The 2,889-nt window shown below is 49.8% G+C and carries 2 protein-coding genes and 1 pseudogene; 1 reads left to right on the top strand and 2 read right to left on the bottom strand.

Features of this window, described 5'->3' with window-relative positions:
• Nucleotides 1–195 precede the first annotated feature (195 nt).
• A pseudogene (locus tag AAH187_RS18380) lies at nt 196–690 on the bottom strand (DsbA family protein).
• 879 nt (nt 691–1,569) lie between these two features.
• Between AAH187_RS18380 and AAH187_RS18385 the strand changes: the two are divergent.
• Entirely contained in the window at nt 1,570–2,199 is a 630-nt protein-coding gene (locus AAH187_RS18385; RefSeq protein ID WP_342349943.1) for a hypothetical protein, read from the top strand.
• Nucleotides 2,200–2,331: 132 nt separating this feature from the next.
• Here AAH187_RS18385 and AAH187_RS18390 read toward each other — a convergent pair.
• Nucleotides 2,332–2,889: EAL domain-containing protein (locus tag AAH187_RS18390; protein ID WP_342349944.1), on the bottom strand; the 558-nt coding region annotated here is incomplete at its 5' end.

Genomic DNA, 2,889 nt, shown 5'->3' on the forward strand with positions numbered 1-2,889 from the left:
GAACTACGGGCGCATGGTTTATTGTTCACGAGTCAGGTGAGTTGGTCACTCGGGGACAGTAATCTCACGAGTGAGTGGATACACCGAGCATCCTCCATTAAAGACTGAAGGAACCGGAGTGGGAGAAGGTTCACCGGATTCTGAGGGGACGCCAACGTCCGACGCATGATTATTGAGGAGCTGATCAATGATTCCCTAGAAATTCGCAAGAGGTTGTGCTCCACGGACAATCGTTCCGGTGATGGAGTCTCCCGGGTCGCTTTTCCCGATAAAGAACGATGGCGTCCCTCTTATACCAGCAGCAGCACCATCATCAACGTCCTGCTGAATGTTCGCTTCGTATTTTCCGCTATCCAAGCATGACTCGAAAGTTGTAGGGTCAAGCCCCAGGTTTGCAGCATACCGTTTTAACGAGGGAACGGTGAGATCTTTCTGGTTTTGAAACAACACATCATGCATTTCCAAGTATTAATTGAATTCTCCGGCGCAATGCGCGCTTTCATGAGCCTTTCCCGCCTGAGGATGGATGCTGCTAAAGGGAAAATCTCTGAATACCTATCGAACTTTTCCTGTATCGATATACTCACGTTTGAGCACAGGAAACACGGATAACGAATACCGTTGGCAAAACGGGCATTGATAGTCTGAGAATTCCACGATCGTGACCGGCGCATCAATTTTCCCCAGCATAGGCTGCCCTGTCACACCCACGGTGCTAGTGGTTTTCTCCGCCCTTTGCGGTTTTTTATCGCACTCTGAAGAATGCTCTTAATTTCAGCAAGATCCTTTTTGACCTGCTCCATATCCTCACGAAGGACCCGGATATCTTCTTCAACCATGGCCTGGCCTGGTGCAGGATTGATCACGAGCAAACCTATACACACCAGCAGTCCGATCAGTCCTCGGACGAGACCTCCCTGTTTTCTTGGGCTGTTCTCCGGCTTCTCAATTCCCTGAATTCGTCGATTCAGGTCCGCCTTTCAATAACGTTCAATAAATAGTTCCCCATTCATCGCACAGGCTATCATGCGAATTTTCCCACGACTCACCTCAATCACAATTCACTCTTTATAGAGAAGGTCACAAAACCAGGTCAGAAGACCGAGGGATTCCGTCTAATTCATCAACACGGATGCAGAACCAATGGAGGCGGAGTTCGACGAGAATTGCCTTGACTTTTTGTGTCGACCGATCAAAAATCATCCGGTCTGTTCGGGTCAGGTCGATGGACTTTCAGCCAAGGGATACCATGCGAGGCATTGATCAATAGCAGGTAAACGGCAACGGATAAATAGGAAAAAAGTTATGGCGCATTGCACAGATCAAAAATTCGGGTCCGCATTGAAACTTGAGCCAACTGATCCTTTTCCATGATTAGTAAAAACTTTCTCCAACCCTGGTGCAACTTGCAACAGAAATGAAACGGGCTCATTTTTCTTTCTACAGAAATGTCTGATTTTCCTATGCTTCCCACGGCATGGACTCTTGAAGCTTTGGCCTCTGCGGAATCCCTCGATTCGAGGAAAATCGGAGTTGGCCCATCACCCTGAAAGGAGAAAGTAAAGCAGGATGACCAGATCAAAGACCATGCGGTTCATCATGACTTGGGGGCTGATCTTCAGTGTATTATCCGCTTGCGCCGGGCCAACTAAGAAGGCTACCGATCCCCTCACACCCACCGAGCAATTGTTATTCAGTTCAGCGATCCAAAAAGGCCTGAAGGATTATGATGTCGGCATGCTCAAGGGGGCCACAATTACTCTGACGGCTTCAAGCCTGAGGGTTGACCAGAGTTTACAGGGAGATGTAATCCATCGGCATATGAATCAGGTCGTTGCCGGTTGGCTAGGGCAACAGGGAGTGATCATTCGGGAAGAGGAACAGGATGCGACGTACCGGGTGCATTTAATCGTTGAGTCTATAGGGACGACCGAAAACACGCGGATGTTGGGGCTGCCAGCCACCCAGGCAACGATTTTCCCCATCGCCACACCCGAATTGGCTTTATACAAACGGGTTCAAAGCGAGGGCTATGTGCGTTTTTATTTTGATATTTTCGAAAGCGCATCCGGACGTTTTTTTCGCTCAACCGAGCCGCAGGTAGGATCGGTCATTCAAACGGTCTATACGGCATTGTTCTTCATCAACTGGAGAACCACCAATATGGAGGCCCCACCTCCGATCTATGAAAATAATTAGATAAAGCATTAAGGTCCTGCCAATCTCACGACCACACACTATTCACCAGGAGATCACCTGGCCACACCTTAGGGACAGGATCGGAGTATCATACCTCGCCGAAACTCAATCCGGGTTCGATATAGGGCCGCGCTAGCTCAGCCACTCGCTTAGTTCTGTGGGGTTGAGGGCTTTCGCCCACAACCACCCTTGCCCCTTTTCGATCCCGATGGATCGCAGAAATGATGCCTGTTCTGCGGTCTCAACTCCCTCGGCCACAATCTCTACCTTGAGAATCCTGGCCAACGCGGCCATCCCACGAACCAGCCGCTCGGCAGGAAGGTCTTTGCCGAGAAGACTGATGAACGATCGGTCAATTTTAATGATGTCGACCTCCAGGCCCAAGAGTTGTTGCAGACCAGATTGCCCCGTTCCAAAGTCATCAATGGCCACTTTCCCGCCCATTTGCCGAGCCAAACGAATGGCATCTCGTCCCACATCATTGAGAGCATGTCGTTCGGTGATTTCTCCAGTGATCTGAGGGAGGTAATGCGTTAACCCCGCGCGATCTATCATCGGCATGATCTTTTCTTTGCCAATGATGACCGGTGAGAGATTGATGCTCACCGAAAAGTTTGGATGCCTCGCCAGACGTTCCCCCAGATCCGCTTTGATGCACGTAAACATCCGTTCGGTTAAGGCAAGGACATG

Source organism: uncultured Nitrospira sp., assembly GCA_902500695.1.
Taxonomy (GTDB): domain Bacteria; phylum Nitrospirota; class Nitrospiria; order Nitrospirales; family UBA8639; genus Nitrospira_E.

Coding starts and splice junctions, on each gene's coding strand:
- AAH187_RS18385 (WP_342349943.1), top strand. CDS start 1,570: ATGACCAGATCAAAGACCATGCGGTTCATCATGACTTGGGGGCTGATC.